Below are 17,379 nucleotides of genomic sequence, written 5' to 3'. Positions count from 1 at the left end.
TGCATCGCGGCTAGGCATTCCGCTCATCGGCCGGCAGTGCCCGCCACGCCGGTGGGCAAGCGGAGACAGGCCATCAGGCCGCCGCCGCTGCGATTGCCCAGCGTCAGGTCGCCACCCAGCATCTGCGCCAGCTGATGGGCGATGGCGAGGCCCAACCCGGTGCCGCCGGTATCGCGGTTGCGCGACGACTCGAGGCGATGGAACGGCTGCAGCACGGCCTGGAGTTCGGCGGGATCGATTCCCGGCCCGCGATCGCAGACCGTGACGGCGACGGTATCGCCCGCGTGTTCGACCTGGATTTCGACGTCGCGCGCGAATTTCAGCGCATTGTCGACGAGATTGCCGACAATGCGGCGGACCGCCTGCGGCCGCGTCACCACGGGCCGGTCGATCCGGCCGTGTAGGCGGACGGTGGCGCCGCCGTCGCGGTAATCGCACGCGAGGCTGTCGATCAGGGCATCGAGATCGACACGACGGGGCTGCTCGGCCTCGCCGTGGGCGCTGCGCGCGTAGGCGATGCCTTCGCGCACCAAGCTCTGCATGGTATCGAGGTCGGCGTTCAGCTTGTCGCGCAGATCGGGGTTGTCCAGCAGGTCCGCCCGCAGGCGCATGCGGGTGATCGGCGTCTGCAGATCGTGCGACACGGCGGCCAGGATCCGCGTGCGTTCGCCCAGGTGCTCGGCGATGCGGCGCTGCATGGCGTTGAAGGCGGTGGCGGCGCGGGCGACTTCCCGCGGCCCGTCTTCCGGCAGCGGGTCGCCCCGCAGCGTCGGTCCCAGCCGGTTGGAGGCGTGCGCCAGTTGCGCCAGCGGCCGTGTGGCCAGCCGCACCGCAAGCCACGTGGCTGCCGCCAGCAGGGCAAGCTGCAGCATCAGCACGACCAGCACCCAGACCGAAATCGCCATGGCGGGCGCCGACAGCGTGATGGTGAGCGGCGTGCCGTCTGTCAGACGCACGTGCAATTGCAGCATGCTGGTGTCATCCGCGGGCAGTGTCGCGCTGACGGCGTAGCCGGGGCCCAGGGCACCGGCGACAGCGTGCACCACTTGCCGTGCCGTTCCGTCCGTGGCCGGTTCGCCATCGGGCCTGGCCGCGAGCGTGTAGCGGTAGTGGCGCCGCTCCAGCCGGTCGAGCCAGACGGCACGTTCGGCGGCGGGGATGCGGTCGAGGATGGCGACCGAGGCGGCGATGTCCTTGGCCAGATAGGACATCATCATCAGCCACGATGTCTGGCTGCGTTCCTGCATGACCAGCCAGAAGGTGAGTCCGTGCGCCGCGGCAAGGCCGACGAACAGGATCAGCGCGATGCGGCCGAACAGCGAGCGCGGCCAGAAACGGCTCACGGCGATCCGCCGCGCGCCGTGACCGCGGCGCTGAACACATAGCCCTCGTTGCGCACGGTCTTGATGTAGCGCGGCTCGCGCGCGTCATCGCCCAGCCGCTGGCGCAGCCGGCTGACCAGCAGGTCGATGGAGCGGTCGAAAGCGTCCGCCTCGCGTCCCTGGGTCAGGTCCAGCAGCTGGTCGCGGTTCAGCACGCGCTGCGCGTGATCGAGGAAGACGCGCAGCAGGCGGTATTCGGCGCCGCTCAGCGACACCAGGGTGCCGGCGGCGTCGATCAGGTGACGCTGCGTCGTGTCGAGCGACCAGTCGCCGAAGGCGAGCAGGTGGCCGGCGTCGGCTGGCGCGCGCAGGTTGGGCGGCAGCATGCGGGTGCGGCGCAGGACCGCCTTGATGCGGGCCAGCAGTTCGCGCGCGACAAAGGGCTTGGTCACGTAATCGTCGGCGCCCAGTTCCAGGCCGACGATGCGATCGGTATCCTCGTCGCGCGCCGTCAGCATCAGAATGGGGATCGAGCCCGCGGCGCCGGCGCGCAGCTGGCGGCACAGCGCCAAGCCGTCTTCGCCCTGCAGCATCAGGTCGAGCACGATCAGGTCGACCATGCCGTCCGCCAACGCGGCATGCATCTGCCGGCCGTCGGCCACCGCGGTGGCGCGGCAGCCGTTCTTTTCGAGATACTGGGTCAGCAGTCCGCGGATCTCGCGGTCGTCATCGACGATCAGGATGTGGTCGCGCCGCTGCATGCGCTCGACGTCCTAGCTCATTTCACAGGCTCTGTGGCGCTTTTCTTGTATCTCAATGTATCCGGCCGCGGACTGGATACGAAGGGAGGCGCAAGGCCGGTGTTTCGGACATAGGCCAGATACATGCGGCAGCGACAGTCTCCGGCGTCCACAACCCCCGGAGAGCTCATGCGCCGCGCCCCACCCCACGGAACCTTGATCCTGTCCACCATGGCCATCGCCGGCCTGCTGGCGTTGCCCGCGATGGCGCAGGCGCCCCAGTCGGCGCCCGAGCGCGGCCGCTGGCTGACCGAAAGCGGCAATCTCGAGATCGAGATCGCACCCTGCGGTGCGGCATTGTGCGGTACCGTCGTCAAGGTGATCGCCAACCGGTCGATGTCCGATCCCGCCAAGACGATGGCCGACGGCCCATCGCCGATGGGCATGAAGATCCTGACCGATTTCAAGCCCGCCAACGGCCAGTGGCAGGGCCACATCCTCAATCGCGAGACCGGCAAGAACTTCGATTGCCTGATGTCGCTGGTGAATGCCGACCAGCTCAAGATCCATGCCTATGTCGGCACGCCGGAGACGGGCAAGACCCAGATCTGGCGGCGCGTGGCGGGCGCGCAATAGCGTCATCCCCGAGACATATGATCGAGATCCTCCTGGCGCTGCTGGCGGGTGTGCTGACCGTCGGCGCGCCCTGTGTCCTGCCGATGCTGCCGATCATCCTCGGCGGTTCGATCGGGCAGAGCCGGCGGACGCGGCCGCTGTTCATCGCCGCCGGCTTCGCGCTCGCCTTCTCACTGGTCGCTCTGGTGTTCGGTGCCGCCGCTGACGCGCTGGGCCTCGACCAGGAGATCCTGCGCACCATCGCCATCGTGATGCTGACCGGCTTCGGCCTGCTGATGGTGTGGTCGTATCCGTTCACCTGGTTGATGGCTTTTCTCGGCGGTCCGCTGGGGCGTGCCCATGCCGTTGCGGCGCGGACGGGATCGGGCAACCTCGGTGGCCTGGTGCTGGGGGCGACGCTCGGGGTCCTATGGACGCCATGCGCCGGACCGGTGCTGGCCTCGATCTTGACCCTGATCGCGACGTCGACCGACCTGGCGCGTGCCGCCGTGTTGCTCTGCGCCTACGCCATCGGCGCCAGCATACCGCTGCTGGGCATCGCCTATGGCGGACAATACGTGTCGACGCGTGTCAGGGTCGTGGCCCGTCACGCGCACCGTGTGCAGCAGGCGTTCGGTGTCCTGGTGATCCTGGTCGCCGTTGCCATGCACTACCAGTACGACGGCCTGATCACGGTCTGGCTGTCGGATGTCTATCCCACCGCACGTTTAGGACTATGACCATGACGCTGATATCCCGTCGCACCGCTCTGGGCGGTGCTGTGCTGCTGGCCGCCGCCGCGCCTGTCGTTCTGGCGCGCGCCGGCAATCCCGGCCTGTACGACTATGGTCCGGCCCCGGAGTTCACCGGCATCGACACCTGGCTCAATGGCGAGCCGCTCACGCTGGCAGGCCTGCGCGGCAAGGTCGTGCTGGTCGATTTCTGGACCTATTCCTGCATCAACTGCCTGCGCACGCTGCCGTACGTGAAGCAGTGGCACGCGACCTACAGGGATCAGGGCCTGGTGGTCGTGGGCGTGCACACGCCGGAATTCGCCCACGAGCGCCCGACGGCCAACGTGCAGACTGCGATGCGCCGGCTCGGCGTCACCTATCCGGTGGGCCAGGACAATCGCTACGCCACGTGGAAGGCCTTCGACAACGAATACTGGCCGGCCGTGTACCTGATCGATCGCCGCGGCCACATCATGCTCAAGCACTTCGGCGAGGGCGCCTACGCGGAGACGGAAAGCGCCATTCGCACGCTTCTGGCCGAACCTGTCACAGGCAGTTGAAGCGTGCCGGGCGTGCCCCCACGCTCCCGGCCAACTACGCGCCGCAGCGTTCCCATACCGTGTCCTCGGTCCAGCCCAGCGTCGCGAACTCGGCGGCGCGCAGCGGCGCTTCTTCCGCCGAGAAGAACTCGTCGAGTTGTGGCGGTGGTACCGACGTGCCGCTCACCATGGCATGCGCCTGGCCGCGGTGGTGGGTCTGATGCTGAAACAGGTGCAACAGCAGGCGGTCCATGCGCTCGTGCTGCACGCGCGTCCCGCGATGCACGTGAACGATGCGCTGCAGGCCCGTGCCGTCGAGGCCTTGCACCACGGCAATCAGGCGCCTGTCCATGCCGGCTTGCGCTGCCTGCAGGACAGCCACGGTGTCGTGCGGCTCACGCTCGGCCCAGGCCGCCGGCCCGAGCGTGCCGCCTTCCATGGCGTCCACGTAGAAATGATCGATGATCAGGATGTGGTTCAGCGTGGCGCGCAGGCTGGGAAAGAAGCCGGTGCGTTGGGCGGTGAATTCTGCCGGTGTCAGCTGGCGGCAAGCCGTGAGCAGGCGATGGTTCGCCCAGGCATTGTTGTATGCCATGGCGCGATAGGGCAGCACGGTGTCCATCGGTGTCCCCTTCCGGGTGTCGATGCGCCGTCGCTAGCACAACGACGCTGGCCGCGCTGCCGGCTTTTCACGCGCCGCGGGTGCGCAGCTTGCGTCGGTCAAGCCAGAGATAGAGGCCGCTGCCCAGCACGACGATCGTGATGATGTCGAGCAGAGCCCAGATGATCTTGAGTGGCAGGCCGCCGTAATCGCCGAAATGCAGCGGCTGGGAGACGAACAATGCCTTGGCGTACCATGGCATGTCGGGCATGTCGGTCAGCTTCCCCGTCTCGGCATCGATCAACGCCACATACAGCATGCGCTTGGTGAGTGGCGTGGTGCCGTGCTGAAAGACGGCATAGTGCTGCGGCGTGCTGAAGCGCGTGCCCGGATACCAGACCGATTGCAGCGTTCCATCCGGTTTGGCCAGGCGCGCCGCGGCGATCGCAGCGTCGATTGACGTGAAGCGCTTCGGCGGTGGCGCGTTGCGGTACGAGGCAGCGAGGTCGAGGAAGTTCTCGCGTACGGCAGCGGCAGCGAGATCGTGGAACGTGTTGATGATCCCGGTGACGCCGACGACCAGCGCCCAGACCACGGTGACCACGCCCAGCAGGTTGTGCAGGTCGAGCCACTTCAGGCGCGTACTGCCACCCTGCCGCACGGTGCCGAAATCGAGGCGGCGCATGAAGGGCGCATACAGCACCACGCCCGACACCACCGCCAACACCAGCATCAGGCCCATCACGCCCAGGAACAGCGCACCGGGCAGGCCGGCAAACAGCTCCGTATGAAGTTTCTCCACCACCAGCATGAAGCCGCTCGACTCGGCTCGCGGCGGCCCGAGCGACTGTCCGGAGCGCCAGTCGAACGCCTGCGGTGTGCTCGGGCGCGGCATCGGCGTCGCGGGTGCCGCCGATTGCGCGACAATGATATTGCCGTCGTACTGGAACCACAGGGCGACCATGGCCTCGCCCGGACGGGCTGCCAGCGCGTTGGCGGCAATCGTATCGGCGCTCACTATTGCGCCGGGCGTTGTCGGCGCGGCGAGAGCGGGCGGCGGATCGATCGCGTGCTGGATCTCCTCCTTGAAGATCAGCGGCAGGCCCGTGATGCACAGCATCAGCAGGAACGCCGTCGACACCAGGCTGGTCCATTTGTGGACCAGCATCCAGGTGCGGAGGCTGTCGGATGTTGTTGCTGTCGTCGTCATACGGCCGTCACGGTGATCCACGAGCACGCGCAGCGAATGGCCTGGCCTCTCTTGGCTTCCCATGTGGCGTGTCTTTCTTCGTGATTGGGTGACCGTCCCGGGGACGTACGGGGAACGCTGCTAGCAGCAATGCAAACGATTCGCAATCGTGGATCGGCGTTGCTTCGATGCACGCCGCCGGATGGCGCCGGTCACAGTGACGGGGCGAAGCGCGATCTGCCGGAAGTTGGCGCTTTGCCACGGGCCGCTGGTCCGCGATATCGTGAACGGGGTGGCGAACTGGCCGCCTGGACGCCGTCCTGGGCGGCGACTTCGACCTGATGAGCGCGACCGCACGTCAGCTATCGGCGGCTTAGGTATCAGAACTCTACCGCTGGACCTGCATAGGACTTGCCATACGGTGCAGGCGCGCTACCTTTATCACGATGCTCCTGCACGAAATTGCCAAACTCAGCGTCGAAGAGCGCCGGGCGCTCATCGATGATCTGTGGGACAGCATCGAAACGGAACAGGCATTGCCGCCGCTATCGGACGAACTGGCGCACCTGCTCGACGCACGCTATCGCGAATCCGTCGAAAACCCTGACCAGAAATCATACACGCTTGAAGAGATCGCTGGGCGGCATGGCGTAAAGCTGTGAGCTTTCGCGTCGTCTATTTTCCGGGGCATCCAACGACATTGACGCCGCGATCGCGTGGCTTCGTGACCGGGTGCCGGCGGCTGTCGCTGATTTTGTCCATGCCATTGCTCGTGCCGAAGTACATTTGCGGCGCACGCCTATGATCTATCGGATCATCCGCCATGACATTCGCCGGGTGCACCTCAAGCCGTTTCGCTATGGTCTCTATTTTCGAGTTGTCGGTGACCGCGTAATCGTGATCGCGTGCCAGCACACGAGTCGTTCGCCTCACGTCATCTTGCGCACGTTGTCCACGCGCACTTGAGTGGAGCCTTACTGCATGCTTCTCAGCTCCGGCAACGCCACGATCCGGATCTGGCTTGCCTCGAGCCCTTCGCGCACGGTGCGCGCGGTCGCCACGGCCGTCGGCTCGTCGCCGTGCACGCAGACCGAGTCGACCTGGCATGGGATCTTCTTGCCGTTGGTCGAGAAGATCGCCTGTTCCTCGATCATGCGCTTCACGGCGCGCAGCGACTCCTGGGCGTCATGGATCATGGCGTTGGGCTCCTTGCGCGGCGTCAGGATGCCCTTGTCGGTGTAGGTGCGGTCGGCGAACACCTCTTCGGCGGCACGCAGGCCGACCTTTCGGGCCGCCGTCACCTGCGGCGTGACAGCCTGGGCGAGGAAGATCAGGTTGGGATCGACAGCCTTGATGGCGCGTGCCATCGCCATCGCCAGATCCTCGTCCTCGGCCGACATGTTGGCCATCATGCCATGCGGCTTCACGTGCGTGACCTTGGCACCATGGGCGGTCGCGATCGCCATCAGCGCGCCGATCTGGTAGGCCATGATCATCTCGATCTCGGCATTGGTGAAGCGCATCACCCGGCGGCCAAACCCCTGCAGATCAGGGAAACCGGGATGGGCGCCGATGCTGACGCCGTTCTCGAGGCTGAGCTTCACCGTCTTGGCCATGACCATGGGATCGCCGGCGTGGAAGCCGCAGGCGACGTTGGCTGAACGCACGATCTTCAGGATCTCGGCATCGTTGCCCATCTTCCACGGGCCGAAGCTCTCGCCGAGATCGGAGTTGACGTTGACTTCGGTGGCCATGGCAAATGCTCCTGTAGGTCGCGTCGTTTCAGTGCTGTTCGGCGCCAGCCGGCGGGGCGCCTTCGAAATAGGTCGTGGCTTCGGCGATCGCGCGGTTGCGCGGCATGAACGTGAACATGCGCACCGGCGTCGCGCCGACCGCGACAAAGGCATGCGGCACGCCGGCGGGGATGGCGATCGTGTGGTTGGCCTCGACCCGGCGCTGCTCGTCGCCCAGCCGCAGGTCCAGCGTGCCTTCCAGGACGATGAAGATTTCGTCGACATCCTTGTGGGCGTGCAGCGGCGCGCCGGCGCCGGGCTCGATCACGCTGTAGCCCGCCACGCAGGCCAGGCCCTGGTCATGGCCGGCCAGCACGAAATTGCGATAGCCCGGCCGCCAGGGGATCTCCTGCGCCTCGCTGTTGCGGATGACGGCCATGCCTGCCTCCTCCTGGAACCTGTCCGCCAGGAACCGACCGGGCCATGCCCGGATGCCTCGCGTTGCCGACACGCCACCATATAAGCACTGGTGCCACCTGTCGTGGACGCTATCTTACGCGCCCCGGCGCCCCCGCGGTCAACGTCCATGGCGCCTCTGGAGGATGTGGGTGTGAACGTCCGGTATCTCAATTGCGGCGATACGGCTTTCAGTGTCGAGTTCGGCACCACGATCGCGCCCGAGATCAACGCCCGGGTCATGGGCCTGCACGCCCGCATCGCCGCCGAGCGCGCCGCCGGTCGCCTCGCAGGGGTGGTCGAGACCATCCCCAGCATGCGCGCGCTGATGGTGTGCTACGACCCGCTGGCCGCGACGCGGGCCGAATTGCAGCCCGCCATCGAGGCACTGGTGTCGGGTGGGCTGGATGCAGCGGCGGCAAGCCGCACCATGGCCATTCCGTGCTGCTATGACGATCCGGCATTCGCACCGGATCTGGGCGATGTCGCCCAGCGCACGGGATTGACGACCGAGGACGTCATCGCGCGCCATCTCGCCTCCGACTTCCACGTCTATGTGCTGGGCTTCATGCCGGGCCTGGCCTACATCGTGGGCCTGGCCAAGGACCTCGAACTACCGCGCCGCAGCCAGCCGCGGGTACATGTGCCGCGCTCGTCGGTGGGCATCGCCATGAACATGACCACCATCTATCCCTTTGACAGCCCCGGCGGCTGGAACCTGCTGGGCCGCACGCCGCTGCGCATGTTCGATCAACGCCGCGAGCAGCCGGTGTTGCTGGCGCCGGGCGATGTCGTGCGCTTTCGCCGCGTGAGCCGGGCCGAGTACGACGCCATCACAGCCCAGGTCGATGCCGGTACGCTCGATTGGGCGACGCTGGAGGTGCGGCCATGACCGCGCATCTCCTGATCGAGCGGGCGGGGTTGTTCGACACCTTGCAGGATCGCGGCCGGATCGGCTTCCAGGCCTTGGGCATGCCGGTGGCCGGCGCCATGGATCGCATCGCGCTGCGCCTGGCCAATGCATTGGTCGGCAACAAGGACGATCTGGGCGCGGTCGAGATCGGCGTCATGGGACCGACCGTGCGGGTCGAGGCCGACAGCGTACGGCTGGCGGTCGTCGGGCCGGTGACGCTCGATCTGGTGGTTGCACCCGATGCGCCGTCCAAACCGCTGGAAGCCAATCGTTCGCACCTGCTGCTGCGCGGGCAGCGCCTGCGCATCGGCATGATCGACGGCGTCAGCACCGCCTATCTCGCGGTCGAGGGTGGCCTGGCGCTGGCGCCGTTCATGGGCAGCCTGTCGACGTATACCCGCGCCGGCATCGGTGGCCTGGATGGCCGCAAGCTGCGGGACGGTGACGTGCTGCCCCTGGCGCTGGCAGAAGCCCGTCCGCGGAGCGAGCGCAAGCTGGCGGCGGCGTTCGATTACGGCAGCGGCCCGATTCGCGTCGTGACCGGTCCGCAGGCCGACCACTTCACGGAGGCGGGACACGCGACGTTCCTGGGCAGCGAGTATGTGGTGTCCAAGGAAGCCGATCGCATGGGCATTCGCTTCGAAGGACCCGTGATTGCGCATTCCGACAAGGGACCGGACATCGCATCGGATGGGATTGCGCCGGGCGCCATCCAGGTGCCTGGTGCCGGATTGCCTATCGTGCTGCTGGCCGACCGGCAGACGGTGGGCGGCTATTCCAAGATAGCGACCATGATCTCAGCCGATCTGCCAAGGCTGGGTCGCATGCTGCCGGGCCAGAAAGTCACGTTCGCCGCCGTGACAGTCGAGGAAGCGGAGACATTGCGGCGCGACCAGGAGAAGCGCCTGGCGCAGGCGGTGGCGGGGCTGCAAGAGGCGTTGCCGGAGGGGGGTATCGACCTGACGGCGCTGTACGAGCGCAACCTGATCGACGGGGTGGTGTGGGCCTGACGCAGGGGTGTGCAAGAGGTTTTGATGGCGTCAGCTTGACGTCAGAAAAAGCATGAGATATCGAGTGCGATATTGAGTCACTTTGGTTTTAACTAACTCAACTTTAACGAATGTTACATCCTCCAGTTATACAAGCTGCTGTCGAAGCGGCTCAGTTGAGTTCCACGCCCATCAATCCGGACTGGATCATCGACGGCTCGCCGGCGGCGCGCACGGCATCGTTGTCGCGCAGCGCCGATGGCAGTGTATGGACGGACCTCTGGGAATGCACCGCCGGTTCCTTCCATTGGCACTATTCCATCAATGAGACCATCCACATCGTGGACGGCGCTGCCGTCATCACCGACCGCGATGGTACCGTCTGGCATGTGAAGGCCGGCGATGTGATCCAGTTCCTCGTCGGAACCAAGGCGCACTGGCACATTCCGCAATACGTGCGCAAAGTCGCCTTCTGCAGCAAGCCGTTGTACGGGCCCGCGGCAACGTTGCTGCGCGTTCAGGAGCGCATCGGCAACGTCGCGGGGCGGGTCATACGCCGTATCCGTGCTGAGCACATGACGGCGCTGTCTCTCGTGCTCATTCCGCTGTAGTCGACGCGCTCGCTTCCCGCTCCGTTCTTCCTTCCCACTCGGCGGCCTGAAGCGATCGCCAATCGATCTTGTTGCTGCCCGACCGCGGCAGGCGATCGACGAAAGCAACGATCCGCGGCACCTTGTATGCGGCCATGGCGCTGCGCGCCCAGGCGATCAGCCCATCCCCGGTGAGATCGGCACCGGCGCGCTTGACGATGAAGACCTTCACCGTCTCGCCGCGATAGGAATCCGGCGACGACACCACGCAGCACTCCTGGATGGCCGGATGCTGATACAGCGTCGCTTCGCACTCCGAGGGCCACACCTTGAAGCCGGAGACGTTGATCATGCGCTTGAGTCGGTCGACGATGTGGAAATAGCCGTCCTCGTCGATCCATCCAAGGTCCCCGGTGCGCAGGAAGCGCACGCCGTCGCGCTCGAAGAAGACCGTGGCATCGGCTTCCGGTCGCCGCCAGTAACCGCGCATCACCTGCGGTCCGGCAACAGCGATTTCGCCAGTTTCGCCGCGGGGCACTTCCGCCAGCGTCTGCGGATCGATCACGCATGAGACGGTTCCCTGGATCGGGATTCCAAGGCACTGCGGCTTGGGATGGTCCACCGGATTGAGGTGTGTGGGCGACATGGTTTCGGTAAGCCCGTAGCCTTCGATGAAGCGAAGCCCCCAACGGCGGTCCAGTTCCGCCGCAATGGCGCTGGGCATGGCAGCGCCACCGCCTGTCACGATCCGCAATCTGTCGAAGGCGCGGGCGTCGAAGTCCGGCGCCGACAGGACATCCACCACCATGGTGGGTGCGGCACTCCAAACCGTCACGCCATAGCGCTTGAAGAGAGGCGCTACGAGGTCGCGGTCCCAGCGCGTCATGATGACGACGGTGATGCCCATCGCGATGCCGCCGTTCAGTGACATCTGCATGCCCGCAGCATGGAACAGCGGCATGAACCCGGTCAGAACGGTCTGGTCATCAAGGCCATACCAGCGCGCCTGGGCGAGGGCCGTGTGGAGCACGCTGCTATGTGTGTGCAGGCAGGCCTTGGGCTTGCCTGTGGTACCCGAGGTGTAGGGCAACACGCAGAGATCGTCAGGGCCCGCTGCATCGGGCAAGGGTGCCCGCGTTTCGGACAGCGCCGTCTGCCAGGAAACCGCGCCGCGAGGCAACGTGGCTGGCATCGCGCTCTCGCGCATCACCGGTGGCAGGCGGAAGGGCGACGGTCGCGGTATCTCGTCGGCGTACTGCGCGACGATCACATGGTGCAGTGGCGCCGGCATCAGTTCGGCGAAACGGTCGAGCAGCTCGACGCCGATCAAAGCCACGCGCGCTTCACTGTCGCCACAGAGGAACGCCAACTCGCTTGCCGTGTTCATCGGATTCACCGGCACGACCACGGCGCCGGCGCGTACGATGGCATGATAGGCGATGACGAAATGCGGCGAGTTCTGCATGTCCAGCAGCACGCGGTCGCCGATCTGCACGCGGCAGCCGTTCTGGAGGAACGCGGCCAGCCTCTCGATGCGATCCAACAGCGTGCTGAAACTGATCTCCAGCCCGTAGAAGATGATGGCCGTGGCATCGCCGCGTCGGTGGGCGGCGTCCTGAAGTGCCTGCCCGAGGCTTCGCGGCAGCGGCCCCAGGTCACGCGCGACGCCGGCCGGCCATACCACGCTCATGCCGTAACGCCTCTCACCCTGGGCAGGTTATGCCGCCGTTTTGTCGTACGCCCAGGCTTTGCAGACGATCTTCCAGCCGTCAGCGAACTTCACGAGCAGCAGTTCATCGACGAAACGATTGGGTAGGAGGGCATCGCGCACGCGCACATGGGCGGTGGACGGGCTGGCAATGGTTACGCTGACGATTTCATCGTGCCGCGGATCGTTGCGCGACGCGGGCGCTGCCCGATTGGCGACCCTGTTCATGTAGCTGTCGAGATCGAGCGCATCGCTATTGCCGCCCTCGGCGGAGAAGAGCTGTGCCTGCGGATGGAACACTTTGCGGAATGTTTCGACGCTTCCCTCGTAGAGGGCGTCGAAGTAGCCCTGCACGGTGGCGCGAATCTGCTGCTGGTCGTCCATCAGTGAACCCCTTCCATCATCGAATTGTGCTCCCGGTCGGCGAGCTCCAGGCTGTGATCAAGAATGTCGAGCAGTCGTTCCGACTCGTCATCCGAGATGATCAGCGGCGGCGCCAGGAAGAGCGAGGTTTGCTCGCCGCTGGTGCCGATCACGGCACCTGCGTCGAGTGCCTTGCCGGCGACGCGCGAGGCGATCGGTGCGTCAGGCGTATCGGCCAGCCATTGACGCCAGTCGGGTCCGTGCAGCTCGATGGTCCAGTGCAGGCCCTGGCCCGCGACCCGCGAGACGCTGGGGTGGCGCCGGGCGATCTCGATCAGCCGGCGGGCGTACAGGCCCTCCAATGCGCTGACGCGCTGCAGCAGGCCGTCGTCCCGCACGATGCGCAGATAGGCGCTCACGGCGGCCATGCTGACGGGATGCCCGCGCAGCGTTCCGTAGTTCTGCCAACTCTTGCCCTTCAGTTCATGGGCCAGGTCCTTGGACAGGATGATCGCCGCGACGGGCGTCATGCCACCGCCCAGCCCCTTGCCAAGAGTGACGAGATCCGGCCGAGACGTGCCGCCCTGGAAAGCGAAGGCACGGCCGGCACGGCCGATGGCGGTCACCACTTCGTCGGCGATCCAGAAGGCGCCCTCCTGCCGTGCGATCGCCGCGACAGCGTCTTGATAGGCCCCGTCGTGGTAGAAGCCGCCTTGCGTGTAGTCGAGGATGACGGCTGCCGATTGCCGCAGCATGTCGGCCGCGCCGGACAGTCGCTGTTCCAGTGGCGCGATCGGGCGGGCCGCCGTCTCCACGCGGCTGCGATAGACGGCCCCCTCCGGTGCCGGCAGGACGTGGACCGGTGCACAGGCGGGCGGTCGCCGGGTGCCGCCGTCCGGTGCCGCCAGGCCGCCGTGCCAATGCGGCTGCACGGTCACGTCCCGGCTGAGGCCGACCAGGCCGTGATAGGCCCGTTCACGGGTCGCGATGGCGTGCCGTCCCGTAAGCGCCTGCGACAGCGACAAGGCGATGTCGTTGGCTTCGCTTCCGCTGAGGCAGAAGCGCACGGCGCCGGCCCACCTGTCCTCGCCGGCGAGCGCGATGTCGAACACGTCTTCGGCAGCCTGGTCACGGCCTTCCCAGTTCCATCCTTCGCTGACCATGGGGAGATCGGCCGCCTTGCGCAGCGCCTCGGTCATGCCGGGATGTCCGTGACCCAGCGGACCGCCGGTATTGCTGCCGTCCAGCACGCGCCGGCCATCACTCAGGTGGAAGTACACACCTTTGCCACCCACCACGCGTGGCGCCTCCGTGCCCGCGTTCAAGCCCGTCCGCAATAGTCTGCCCATCGCCCGTTCCCTGAATCTGTCTGCGGGCGGGACAGTAGGTGGCACCACTGGTTTCTGACAGCGCCAGTTGTGGCCGGGTTTCGTGAGCCAGATGGTGATGGCGAGAGTCACGCTTCATTGAAGCGGGCCCACTGTCAGCGCTATCGGTACTGATGATCACCATTGCCGGCACTCATTGAGCGATCTACCGCAAGGTCCTTCGCTGCGCTCAGATTCTATGTGGCGACGAGAGGTCGGGAGGTAGGTTTGGAGTGTGAAAAGCCGAACCTACGGAGGAAGAGATGAAGTCTTCGCAACATACCGACACCCCCGTCGCCGTGGAAGAGTGTGGCACGCTGTACGTAGCGTTTGAACTGGGCAAAGCGAGTTGGCAGGTGGGTATTGTGCTGTCCGGCAGCCGCAAGCTGAGCCGGTATGTGGTGGATGGCGGCGATATCGAGGCGGCCTGGAAAGTGATCCGCAAGGCGCAGGAGAAAGCGCAGAAGCGCCTGGGTTTGCCGGTGCGGATCGTGAGCTGCTACGAGGCCGGTTACGACGGGTTCTGGCTGCACCGCGAACTGCTGGCTCGCGGCGTCGAGAGCTTGGTGCTGGATGCGGCCAGCATCCAAGTGAATCGTCGGTCGCGGCGGGCCAAGACCGACCGTCTGGACCTGGAGCATCTGATCCGAGTGCTGATGCGCCATGATGGCGGCGAGCCCCGGGTGTGCAGCGTTGTGCGGGCGCCGTCGGTGGAGCAGGAGGATGCGCGCCGCCCGTGGCGTGAGCGCGATCGGCTGGTCGAGGAGCGCAACGCACACGTCAACCGCATCAAGGGCCTCTTGCATGGCCAAGGGGTGCGCGATGTGCAGCCACGGGCCAAGGGGTTCCTGGAGCAGCTGAAGACGGCGCGCACCGGCGACGGCCGTGCCGTGCCGGCAAACCTGGTGGTCGAGATCCGTGACGAACATGAGCGTCTGGCGCTGGTCGACAAGCAGATCACCCGGATCGAGGCCGAAGCCAAGGCGGCGCGCACCGAGGCCAAAGCAGGCAGCATGGCGGCCAGGATCAATCAGCTGATCGAGTTGAAAGGCCTGGGCCCGGTCAGTGCCCAGCTGCTGGTCGGCGAGGTGTTCTGGCGCGACTTCCAGAACCGGCGCCAGGTTGGCGCCTACTTCGGGCTGACCGGCACGCCCTACGACAGCGGCCAATCGGCCCGCGAGCAAGGGATCAGCAAGGCCGGCAATGGCCGGGCCCGCGAGATGGCCGTCGAACTGGCCTGGCTGTGGCGACGCAACCAGCCAGGCAGCGCCTTGAGCCGCTGGTTCAATGAGCGCGTCGGCACCCAGAAGGGGCGCATCCGGCGCATCACCATCGTCGCCGTGGCGCGCAAGCTCATGGTCGCCCTGTGGCGCTTTCTGGAGCATGGCGTTGTGCCTGAGGGCGCCGTCCTGCGCGCCGCCCCGCAGCGTTGAGCCCGCGGCAACAGAGCGTCTTCGAACGGGGGCGGATGATGACCGTAGTCGTCCATGGACTGGGCTTATCCAGCGCCGACGTCTCAGAGGGGTCTCATCGTCTCCTGGGCCATGCCGGCCGCGGCCACTGCCGCGTGCATGCGGAATTAGGGTACCAGTGCTGCGACACTGGACCGGATATAAGGTGATGCCGTCCGTGCGACGCGCAATCTGCCAATGCCCAGCGTCCCATATCGTTACGCTCGACAACGTTGCCGCATCACGCTCACTCATCTTCGCCAACCGCCATCAGCTTCGGCGAAGGAAGATCTATCCGATCCAACTAAGGGACCATCCTTGGCGCTTACCTCTTGACTCTCTAACGCCCATATAAGGACGACGGCTGGCAGATTCCATCAACCTATGAACCGCTCTATGAATTCCCTGCCGCACATCTTCGACGCAAAGAGACGATCGTTCTCATGAATGCTCGCGCAACAGCGCCGCGATCGTGGCCAGGCGCGGGTACGCTTCCTCCGCCGGCAGTCGTCCATAGCCGACCAGCAGTCCCTGTCGCTCAGGCTCGCCGAGGTAGCATTGCGACAGGGGTTGTATGAAGTTGCCGGTCGCGCGACTGCGGCGCGAGATATCGCGGTCGCTGACGCGCGCGGCCAGTCGTGGCGTGAACAGCGCGGTGAGATGCAGTCCGGCCGGTGTCGGCGGTACTTCCAGATCATCCTGCATCAGCGTCGTGAGGGCGTCGAGGACGGCCCGCTGGCGATCGGCATAGACTTTGCGCATGCGTCGCAGATAGCGCAGCAGGTGCCCTTGGCGCAGAAATTCGACCAGCGCCGGTTGGGCGGTTCCCGCGGTGTGGACGTCGATGCGGCCGCGGCCGCGGCCGAAGGCCTCGACGAAGCGCGGGCTGGCGACGAGATAGCCGATTCTCAGGCTCGGCAGCATGACCTTGGAGAAGGTGCCGAGGTAGATGACGCGACCGGAGCGATCAAGCGACTTCAGTGAGGCCGGCATGTTGTCGCGATGGCGGAATTCGGAGTTGTAATCGTCCTCGATGATCCAGCTGCCTTGGCGGTTGGCCCATTCCAGCAATTCCTGGCGCCGTTCGAGTCGCATCGCGACGCCGAGCGGGAACTGGTGCGAGGGCGTGACCACGGCGAGCTTAGCATTGGGCGCCCGGCGAATGCCTTCGGCAACGCACAGACCCTTGTCGTCGACCGGCACGGGCACCAGCCTGGCACCGGCGGCTTTCAACGCCCAGCGCGCTTCGATGAAGCCCGGTTCCTCGACCCAGACTTCATCGCCGGGGTCGAGCAGCATGCGGCAGCAGAGGTCGAGCGCGCCCGAGCTTGCGGCGGTAATCGCCACTTCCTCGGAACGGCAGAGCAGGCCGCGCACGGCGCCCAGGAACTCCGCCGTAGCCTCGCGCAGCGGCGGCCAGCCCAGCGGCGACATGTTGATGCAGGTCGACCGCGTCGGGTTGTGCCAGGTCTGTCGCAGCAGCCGCGACCAGACGTCGAACGGGAAATCGGCGATATCAGGCGTACCGGTGCTGAATGGCGATCCGAGGTCGAACTCGTATCGGGTATCCAGCACCGATCGCCAGCGCTCGGACAGCCATGAATCAACCGATCCTGCATCGGGCGGCGGTGCGATCGTGCCGGAGGGCCGGGCGACCGACGCGACCACCACGCCGCCGCGCGGCACCGACTGCAGATAGCCTTCGGAGTAGAGCAGGTCGAACGCGGTCAGCACGATGGCGCGCGAACAGTCGAGTTCGGCGGCGAGCGTGCGCGATCCCAGAAGCCGCGCCCCGGCCGGCAGACGGCCATCGAGGATCTGGTTGCGCAAATGCGCCGCGACCTGCTGGTAGAGCGGCATGTCCGACTGACGGTCCAGATGCATGCCGGCCATCGACATGCGCCGCCGCGCGCGGTCTGGTCGTGCAGTGAGCGGTTCCGTCGCGGTCACCCTGACGCCCGGGATTTCTGCCGCAACGCAACGGTCATGCGCCGGGGGCGCGCCACTCCGAGGCGCGTCATGCGCTGACCCGGAAGAAGACGCGCGACAGAGTCACGCGTCCCCAGCGT

The 17,379-nt window shown here is 66.2% G+C and carries 19 protein-coding genes; 8 read left to right on the top strand and 11 right to left on the bottom strand.

The genetic code is table 11. The features are described from left to right. Positions 1 to 23: 23 nt before the first annotated feature. Together FQU96_RS26985 and FQU96_RS26980 are read right to left on the bottom strand one after the other, a co-directional pair. Positions 24 to 1,343: an ATP-binding protein gene (locus tag FQU96_RS26985; protein ID WP_255468585.1), complete on the bottom strand. Its 1,320-nt coding sequence runs from the start codon at positions 1,341 to 1,343 to the stop codon at positions 24 to 26. Further along, entirely contained in the window at positions 1,340 to 2,083 is a 744-nt protein-coding gene (locus FQU96_RS26980; RefSeq protein WP_146544467.1) for a response regulator, read from the bottom strand. Before FQU96_RS26980 ends, FQU96_RS26985 begins: the two co-directional genes overlap by 4 nt. A gap of 168 nt (positions 2,084 to 2,251) precedes the next feature. On the opposite strand from FQU96_RS26980, the gene FQU96_RS26975 reads away from it, so the two are divergent. The 3 genes from FQU96_RS26975 to FQU96_RS26965 are packed head-to-tail and all read left to right on the top strand — an operon-like array spanning position 2,252 to position 3,971. Further along, positions 2,252 to 2,698, top strand: coding sequence for a DUF2147 domain-containing protein (locus tag FQU96_RS26975; protein ID WP_178130726.1), 447 nt, complete (start codon positions 2,252 to 2,254; stop codon positions 2,696 to 2,698). A 17-nt stretch (positions 2,699 to 2,715) separates the two neighbouring features. Then, on the top strand, positions 2,716 to 3,417 hold the full coding sequence (locus FQU96_RS26970; RefSeq protein WP_146544465.1) for a cytochrome c biogenesis CcdA family protein: 702 nt from the start codon (positions 2,716 to 2,718) through the stop codon (positions 3,415 to 3,417). Positions 3,418 to 3,419: 2 nt separating this feature from the next. After that, positions 3,420 to 3,971, top strand: a complete 552-nt coding sequence (locus FQU96_RS26965) for a thioredoxin family protein (protein WP_146544464.1) — start codon at positions 3,420 to 3,422, stop codon at positions 3,969 to 3,971. 34 nt (positions 3,972 to 4,005) lie between these two features. Here FQU96_RS26965 and FQU96_RS26960 read toward each other — a convergent pair whose 3' ends face one another. Both FQU96_RS26960 and FQU96_RS26955 read right to left on the bottom strand, forming a co-directional pair. Further along, on the bottom strand, positions 4,006 to 4,572 hold the full coding sequence (locus FQU96_RS26960) for a DinB family protein (protein ID WP_146544463.1): 567 nt from the start codon (positions 4,570 to 4,572) through the stop codon (positions 4,006 to 4,008). Between the two features lie 67 nt (positions 4,573 to 4,639). Next, the gene (locus FQU96_RS26955) at positions 4,640 to 5,761 is read right to left on the bottom strand and encodes a PepSY domain-containing protein (protein WP_146544462.1); all 1,122 of its coding nucleotides are present in this window, start codon (positions 5,759 to 5,761) and stop codon (positions 4,640 to 4,642) included. A 425-nt stretch (positions 5,762 to 6,186) separates the two neighbouring features. Here FQU96_RS26955 and FQU96_RS26950 point away from each other — a divergent pair, with 425 nt between their 5' ends. Further along, a complete protein-coding gene (locus FQU96_RS26950) occupies positions 6,187 to 6,402 on the top strand; it encodes an addiction module protein (protein WP_146544461.1) in 216 nt (71 codons plus the stop codon). 13 nt (positions 6,403 to 6,415) lie between these two features. Here the strand turns inward: FQU96_RS26950 and FQU96_RS42800 are convergent, their stop codons facing one another. The 3 genes from FQU96_RS42800 to FQU96_RS26935 are packed head-to-tail and all read right to left on the bottom strand — an operon-like array spanning position 6,416 to position 7,912. Beyond that, entirely contained in the window at positions 6,416 to 6,655 is a 240-nt protein-coding gene (locus FQU96_RS42800; protein WP_255468584.1) for a hypothetical protein, read from the bottom strand. A gap of 59 nt (positions 6,656 to 6,714) precedes the next feature. Next, the gene (locus tag FQU96_RS26940) at positions 6,715 to 7,494 is read right to left on the bottom strand and encodes a LamB/YcsF family protein (protein WP_146544460.1); all 780 of its coding nucleotides are present in this window, start codon (positions 7,492 to 7,494) and stop codon (positions 6,715 to 6,717) included. A 28-nt stretch (positions 7,495 to 7,522) separates the two neighbouring features. Further along, positions 7,523 to 7,912, bottom strand: a complete 390-nt coding sequence (locus FQU96_RS26935; RefSeq protein WP_146544459.1) for a cupin domain-containing protein — start codon at positions 7,910 to 7,912, stop codon at positions 7,523 to 7,525. 171 nt (positions 7,913 to 8,083) lie between these two features. Between FQU96_RS26935 and pxpB the strand changes: the two genes are divergently transcribed. From pxpB to FQU96_RS26920, 3 genes are all read left to right on the top strand, one after another. Then, positions 8,084 to 8,821 carry a 5-oxoprolinase subunit PxpB gene (gene pxpB, locus FQU96_RS26930; RefSeq protein ID WP_218574878.1) on the top strand — a complete coding sequence of 246 codons (738 nt, stop codon included), beginning with the start codon at positions 8,084 to 8,086 and terminating at the stop codon, positions 8,819 to 8,821. Next, complete coding sequence (locus FQU96_RS26925) at positions 8,818 to 9,852, top strand: biotin-dependent carboxyltransferase family protein (protein WP_146544458.1); 1,035 nt, start codon at positions 8,818 to 8,820, stop codon at positions 9,850 to 9,852. The genes pxpB and FQU96_RS26925 overlap by 4 nt, the downstream gene beginning before the upstream one ends. Positions 9,853 to 10,007: 155 nt before the next feature. Then, the gene (locus tag FQU96_RS26920) at positions 10,008 to 10,442 is read left to right on the top strand and encodes a cupin domain-containing protein (protein WP_178130725.1); all 435 of its coding nucleotides are present in this window, start codon (positions 10,008 to 10,010) and stop codon (positions 10,440 to 10,442) included. Here FQU96_RS26920 and FQU96_RS26915 read toward each other — a convergent pair. From FQU96_RS26915 to FQU96_RS26905, 3 genes are read right to left on the bottom strand one after another with little or no spacing between them, the layout of a single operon-like run. Next, positions 10,429 to 12,111, bottom strand: coding sequence for a long-chain-fatty-acid--CoA ligase (locus FQU96_RS26915; RefSeq protein ID WP_146544456.1), 1,683 nt, complete (start codon positions 12,109 to 12,111; stop codon positions 10,429 to 10,431). The two genes, FQU96_RS26920 and FQU96_RS26915, sit on opposite strands and share 14 nt — an antisense overlap. A 27-nt stretch (positions 12,112 to 12,138) precedes the next feature. Continuing rightward, positions 12,139 to 12,513 carry a nuclear transport factor 2 family protein gene (locus FQU96_RS26910; protein ID WP_146544455.1) on the bottom strand — a complete coding sequence of 125 codons (375 nt, stop codon included), beginning with the start codon at positions 12,511 to 12,513 and terminating at the stop codon, positions 12,139 to 12,141. Then, positions 12,513 to 13,841 (bottom strand): aminotransferase class III-fold pyridoxal phosphate-dependent enzyme, encoded by a 1,329-nt coding sequence (locus tag FQU96_RS26905; protein ID WP_146544454.1) that lies wholly within the window; start codon positions 13,839 to 13,841, stop codon positions 12,513 to 12,515. The genes FQU96_RS26910 and FQU96_RS26905 overlap by 1 nt, the downstream gene beginning before the upstream one ends. A gap of 281 nt (positions 13,842 to 14,122) precedes the next feature. On the opposite strand from FQU96_RS26905, the gene FQU96_RS26900 reads away from it, so the two are divergent. Next, on the top strand, positions 14,123 to 15,292 hold the full coding sequence (locus FQU96_RS26900; RefSeq protein WP_146544453.1) for an IS110 family transposase: 1,170 nt from the start codon (positions 14,123 to 14,125) through the stop codon (positions 15,290 to 15,292). A gap of 459 nt (positions 15,293 to 15,751) precedes the next feature. Here FQU96_RS26900 and FQU96_RS26895 read toward each other — a convergent pair whose 3' ends face one another. After that, the gene (locus FQU96_RS26895; RefSeq protein ID WP_255468580.1) at positions 15,752 to 17,194 is read right to left on the bottom strand and encodes a PLP-dependent aminotransferase family protein; all 1,443 of its coding nucleotides are present in this window, start codon (positions 17,192 to 17,194) and stop codon (positions 15,752 to 15,754) included. Positions 17,195 to 17,379 lie beyond the last annotated feature (185 nt).

The sequence above is a fragment of the Reyranella sp. CPCC 100927 genome, from assembly GCF_007859315.1.
In the GTDB taxonomy this organism is placed as follows: Bacteria; Pseudomonadota; Alphaproteobacteria; order Reyranellales; family Reyranellaceae; genus Vineibacter.
The sequence above is the reverse complement of the archived record's forward strand: the minus strand, read 5'-3'. Positions and strand labels throughout refer to the sequence as shown.